Below are 5,269 nucleotides of genomic sequence, written 5' to 3'. Positions count from 1 at the left end.
AGCCGGTCCGCCGACTCCACCACGACCGCTGCTACCAGAGGTAGATACCAATATTGCCACCGTCCGGAACGGCCGAGGTACTGGATCGGCGGCGGGCCGCTTGGCCATAGTGGGGCCCGGAGCCGTGGACACCATCACCCGACGCTCACCCCTGGGGGCCGATCAGCCATGAGCAACAGAGCCCAATCGCCGTCCCGCAGAACCGTTCTCGCCGCGGCGGTCGCCGCGGCCGTCGCCGGAACCACCGCCGCCCCGGCGGCCGCCGCCGAGGCGGACCCCCGAGCCCCCGAGCCCCAGGCGGCCGCCGCCGAGCGGCTGGTGGACAACCGGGCCTGGGTCACCTACACCGACTGGCGCGAGGGCCGCGCCCTCGGTGTGCGCACCCTGTCCGGCGCCCGTCCCGGAGTCGCCCTCGCCGTTCCGGCCGGCGTCACCGAGTACACCGACCCGCACACCGGGACCTCCGCCTCCTGGGAGTACGCCACCTGGACCTCCCCGTCGCACCGCCTCAAGGTCCCCGCGACCGAGGTGATCCCCAGCTGGAACGCCGACACCCCGGCGGGCACGTGGATCCAGGTCGAACTCCAGGGCAGGTACAACGACGGCACCGACACCCCCTGGTACGTGATGGGCCGCTGGGCCGCCGGCGACCAGGACATCCGCCGGACCTCCGTGGACGACCAGACCGACGACAAGAGCACCGTCTGGACCGACACCTTCTCGGTGGACGACGCCTCCACCGGGCTGCGCCTGGTCTCCTACCGCCTGCGCCTCACCCTCTACCGCCGCCCGGGCTCGGGAGCGACCCCCACCGTGTGGCGGCTCGGCGCGATGGGCTCCGACGTCCCGGACCGCTTCACCGTCGCCGCCACGACCCCGCGGGTGACCCGCGAACTGCCCGTGCCGCGCTACTCGCAGAACACCCACGTCGGCCAGTACCCCGAGTACGACAACGGCGGCGAGGCATGGTGCAGCCCCACCTCGTCGCAGATGATCATCGAGTACTGGGGCCGGAAGCCCACGGCCGAGCAACTGTCCTGGGTCAACCCCGAGTTCGCCGACCCGCAGGTGTGCCACGCGGCCCGCTTCACCTACGACCACCAGTACCAGGGCTGCGGCAACTGGCCGTTCAACGCCGCCTACGCCGCCACCTACCCCGGCCTCCAGGGCGTGGTGACGCGGCTGGAGTCGCTCACCGACCTGGAGACGCTGGTCGCGGCCGGCATCCCCGTCATCACGTCGCAGTCCTTCCTGGCGAGCGAGCTCACCGGCGCGGGATACGGCACCTCGGGCCACCTGATGACGGTGATCGGCTTCACCGCGGACGGGGACGTCGTCGCCAACGACCCGGCCTCCCCGAGCAACGAGGCGGTCCGACGCGTCTACCAGCGGCGTGAATTCGAGAACATCTGGCTGAGGACGAAACGCTACAACGCGAGCGGCAAGGTGGCCTCGGGCACAGGTGGCGTCTGCTACCTGTACTTCCCGGCCAGCCCCACGCCCGCCCAGCGCAAGGCCCTGGCGGCGGTGGGAATCCGCTGACGAATCCGCTGACCTGGGGTTCTGTGACGAAGCTCTCCGCCCCGCGAGCCCGGGTCGGTGGCATGGTGGAGGAACGGGTCCGGTCACGCGGCCGGTTCCCGGGGGGAACCACCGCACGCGACCCGAGCGAGAGACCATGAGCGCAGCGACTGCCACCCTGACCCGCACCCTCACCGGCGGCCCGAAGGACGACGACGACAACAACCTCGTCGAGCACATCGCCGGCTGGGTCCTGGTCGTCGTGATCGCCATGCTGGTCACCCGGCTCGGCCTGGTCTGACCGCAGCGGCGCCGCAGGCGGGAGCGGCCCGCGAGAACGAACAGCACCCGCGAGAACGGACAACAGCAGGGGAGCCCGGCCACCGGCCGGGCTCCCCCGGCTTTTCCGCGCTTCCCCCCGCCTCGTCCTCCGTCGGTCCTCCGCCGGCCCTCCGCCCGTTGTCCGGCCTTCCTCCGGCGCTTCTCCCGCCTGTCCGCGCCCGTGTCCTACCGGTCTCCGGGCGGTTTCCCGCCGTGCCCCTCCGCCGTCCACGGACCTGTTTCCCATCCGTTACAAGTAAGCGACCGTTAACCGGTGACGTGGCGACGGCGACCGGGCATACTCACAGCGCGCAGCCGCCGACCTGCCGTTTTCTTCCGTGATCCGGAAGGGCGTCGGCCCTGCCCGTGAGCCGGCGGGACCCGCGTCATCCAAGCGGTCGCCCGCCCTGTGCCCGTACAGGGAGGAGAACACCGCCATGACCGATCACGGTGCCCCGCAGCCCGTCGACCGCGCGCTGCCCACCGAGGAGGCCCGGGACCTGCTGGCGCTGGTCCGCGAGATCGCCCAGCGTGAGATCGCCCCGAAGGCGGCCGACGAGGAGGAGGCCGGGCTCTTCCCCCGGGAGCTGTTCGCGCTGCTCTCCGCCTCCGGACTGCTCGGCCTGCCCTACTCCGCCGAGTACGGCGGCGGCGAGCAGCCCTACGAGGTCTACCTCCAGGTCCTGGAGGAGCTGGCCGCGGCCCGGCTCACCGTCGGTCTCGGAGTGAGCGTGCACACCCTCTCCTGCCACGCGCTGGCCCACTTCGGCACCAAGCAGCAGCGTCTGGAGCACCTGCCCGCCATGCTCGGCGGCGGCCTGCTGGGCGCCTACTGCCTCTCCGAGCCCGCCTCCGGCTCCGACGCCGCCTCGCTGCGCACCCGCGCGGTCCGCGAGGGCGCCGACGGCGACTGGGTCGTCGAGGGCACCAAGGCGTGGATCACGCACGGCGGCGTCGCCGACTTCTACACGCTGATGGCCCGCACCGGCGGCGACGGTCCCCGCGGGATCACCGCCTTCCTTGTCCCCGGCGACGCCCCCGGCCTGAGCTCGGCCGCGCCCGAGAAGAAGATGGGCATGAAGGGCTCGCCCACCGCCCAGGTCCACTTCGACGGCGTCCGGCTCGCCGACGACCGCCGGCTCGGCGAGGAGGGCCAGGGCTTCGCCATCGCCCTCGCCGCCCTCGACTCCGGCCGGCTCGGCATCGCGGCCTGCGCGATCGGAGTGGCCCAGGCCGCGCTGGACGCCGCCACCGCCTACGCTGGCGAGCGCCGCCAGTTCGGCAGGCCCATCGGCGACTTCCAGGGCCTGCGGTTCCTGCTCGCCGACATGGCGACCCAGGTCGAGGCGGGGCGCGCCCTCTACCTGGCCGCGGCACGGCTGCGGGACGCCGGGCGGCCGTTCTCCCGGCAGGCGGCCATGGCCAAGCTGTTCTGCACCGACGCCGCGATGAAGGTCACCACCGACGCCGTCCAGGTCCTCGGCGGCTACGGCTACACCGCGGACTTCCCCGTGGAGCGTCACATGCGGGAGGCCAAGGTGCTGCAGATCGTCGAGGGCACCAACCAGATCCAGCGGATGGTCATCGGCCGTCACCTGCTGGGCCCCGAGTCCCGCTGACCACCGCGCGCCGGCCCGGCGGCTTCGCCAGCCGGGCCCACTCCGGGTCGTCGCGGCCGGGAAGGGTCCGCCCTCCCTCTGCCCAACTGCGCATCAGGTCGCGGTAGATGGGAGGGTCCTCGGACGCGGGCGCCGGAGCCGCCGGCGCCTCCGCCGGGCCCGGGACGAATACACTTCGCCGCCTGGCCATGGCCGAAGAGGTTGCGGTCATACCAGGAGAACGCCCGGGGCGGCGACACGTCACCCCGCCGGGCGTCAGCGCATCAGTTCGGGCACGGGCCCGGGCCGGCCGGGCCCGGGCGCGGGATCAGGCCGCGCGGCCCATGTGGCGGCGAGTCATCGGCGCGCGCATGGGGCGCGATCCCGGACCGCCGACGTGCGAGAAGGGCTGCGTCCGCCAGTCCAGGCCGGCGGGCAGCGTGAGCAGCAGACCGGTCTCCTGCTCCTGCGGGTCCGTCCCCGCGTCCGCCGGCTCGGCCTCGGCGGCCGTCCGTCCGGTGCCCGCGCACACGGTCAGGCCGAACGGGTTCCACGGCGAGGCGCACAGCGCGTGCTCCGGCAGGACGGCCTCGTCCGCCAGGAGCGCGATGGGCTGCGCGCAGTCCGGGCAGATCACCCGGTACATCTCGAAGGTGTCGTAGGCGTCGAACTCGTCGTCCGTGGCGTCCGGTTCGACGCCCTCCGGCTCGGGTTCGACGACCTGGGGCCTCCTGGACGCGGAACGGCCAGGGCGCTGAAGACTGTGCATCGGGTACTCCCCCTCGGGCTGGGCCGTAAGGCTCTGCGGCCTCGACCACAGCAAGCATTTCCCTGCACCCCGGGCAGGTAATCACGTGAACATCATGGAGCCCGGCCAGGAAGTGTGTCCTTCGTCACATAGTCATGCACAAAGGCCTCACACCGCCCACTCACGCGGCACCGACCGGCCACTCCGTGGACGTGTCCGTGCCCGCCGATCGCCCGCCCTGTAGCTTTTGCCGCATGGAGGAGCTGGACCGACAGATCGTGCGGCTGCTCGTCGAGGACGGGCGGATGAGCTACACGGACCTGGGCAAGGCCACGGGCCTGTCCACGTCGGCCGTGCACCAGCGGGTGCGCCGGCTGGAACAGCGCGGCGTCATCCGCGGCTACGCGGCCGTCGTCGACGCCGAGGCGGTGGGACTGCCGCTGACCGCGTTCATCTCGGTCAAGCCCTTCGACCCCAGCGCGCCCGACGACATCGCCGACCGACTGGCCGGCGTGCCGGAGATCGAGGCCTGCCACAGCGTGGCGGGGGACGAGAACTACATCCTCAAGGTGCGCGTCGCCACCCCCCACGAGCTGGAGGAACTGCTCGCCCGGGTACGCGCCCTGGCCGGCGTCTCCACCCGCACCACCGTGGTCCTCTCCACGCCCTACGAGAGCCGCCCGCCCCGCCTCTGACCCGCCCGGGCCGCTCCACCCCCGCGCGCCGTCCGCGCCGGCGGGGCGAGAGACTGTTCCCCATGAGTAATGGCACCGCCCCGACCTCCCGCACCGTTCTGCTGCGCGGCGGTGAGGTCCACAGCCCCGCCGACCCCTTCGCCACCGCCATGGTCGTCGAGCGCGGCCACGTCGCCTGGGTCGGCTCCGAGGGCGCCGCCGACGCCTTCGCCGAGGGGGTCGACGAGGTCGTCGACCTGGAGGGCGCCCTGGTCACCCCCGCCTTCACCGACGCCCACGTGCACACCACCAGCACCGGTCTCGCCCTCAACGGCCTCGACCTGTCCGGCGTCGCCTCCCTGGAGGCGGCCCTCGACCGGATCCGCGACTTCGCCGCCGCCCGCCCC

The 5,269-nt window shown here is 73.0% G+C and carries 6 protein-coding genes; 5 read left to right on the top strand and 1 reads right to left on the bottom strand.

What is annotated here, in order from left to right; translation table 11 throughout:
* The first annotated feature begins 168 nt into the window (after nt 1-168).
* The 3 genes from HW445_RS17655 to HW445_RS17645 all read left to right on the top strand — a co-directional run bounded on the left by HW445_RS17655 (nt 169) and on the right by HW445_RS17645 (nt 3,461).
* Nucleotides 169-1,542: a peptidase C39 family protein gene (locus HW445_RS17655; RefSeq protein WP_180221971.1), complete on the top strand. Its 1,374-nt coding sequence runs from the start codon at nt 169-171 to the stop codon at nt 1,540-1,542.
* Nucleotides 1,543-1,678: 136 nt separating this feature from the next.
* Complete coding sequence (locus HW445_RS17650) at nt 1,679-1,822, top strand: SCO1431 family membrane protein (protein ID WP_180221970.1); 144 nt, start codon at nt 1,679-1,681, stop codon at nt 1,820-1,822.
* Nucleotides 1,823-2,279: 457 nt separating this feature from the next.
* Entirely contained in the window at nt 2,280-3,461 is a 1,182-nt protein-coding gene (locus tag HW445_RS17645) for an acyl-CoA dehydrogenase family protein (protein WP_180221969.1), read from the top strand.
* A gap of 307 nt (nt 3,462-3,768) precedes the next feature.
* Here HW445_RS17645 and HW445_RS17640 read toward each other — a convergent pair whose 3' ends face one another.
* Complete coding sequence (locus tag HW445_RS17640) at nt 3,769-4,209, bottom strand: hypothetical protein (protein ID WP_180221968.1); 441 nt, start codon at nt 4,207-4,209, stop codon at nt 3,769-3,771.
* A gap of 233 nt (nt 4,210-4,442) precedes the next feature.
* Between HW445_RS17640 and HW445_RS17635 the strand changes: the two genes are divergently transcribed.
* Both HW445_RS17635 and HW445_RS17630 read left to right on the top strand, forming a co-directional pair.
* Entirely contained in the window at nt 4,443-4,883 is a 441-nt protein-coding gene (locus HW445_RS17635) for an Lrp/AsnC family transcriptional regulator (protein ID WP_180221967.1), read from the top strand.
* Nucleotides 4,884-4,945: 62 nt separating this feature from the next.
* Nucleotides 4,946-5,269 (top strand): amidohydrolase family protein (locus HW445_RS17630; protein ID WP_180221966.1); only part of this gene is annotated, 324 nt, incomplete at its 3' end.

The organism is Streptomyces sp. UH6 (genome assembly GCF_013421635.1).
Lineage (GTDB): Bacteria > Actinomycetota > Actinomycetes > Streptomycetales > Streptomycetaceae > Streptomyces > Streptomyces abyssomicinicus.
This window is presented reverse-complemented; position numbering and strand designations above follow the sequence as displayed.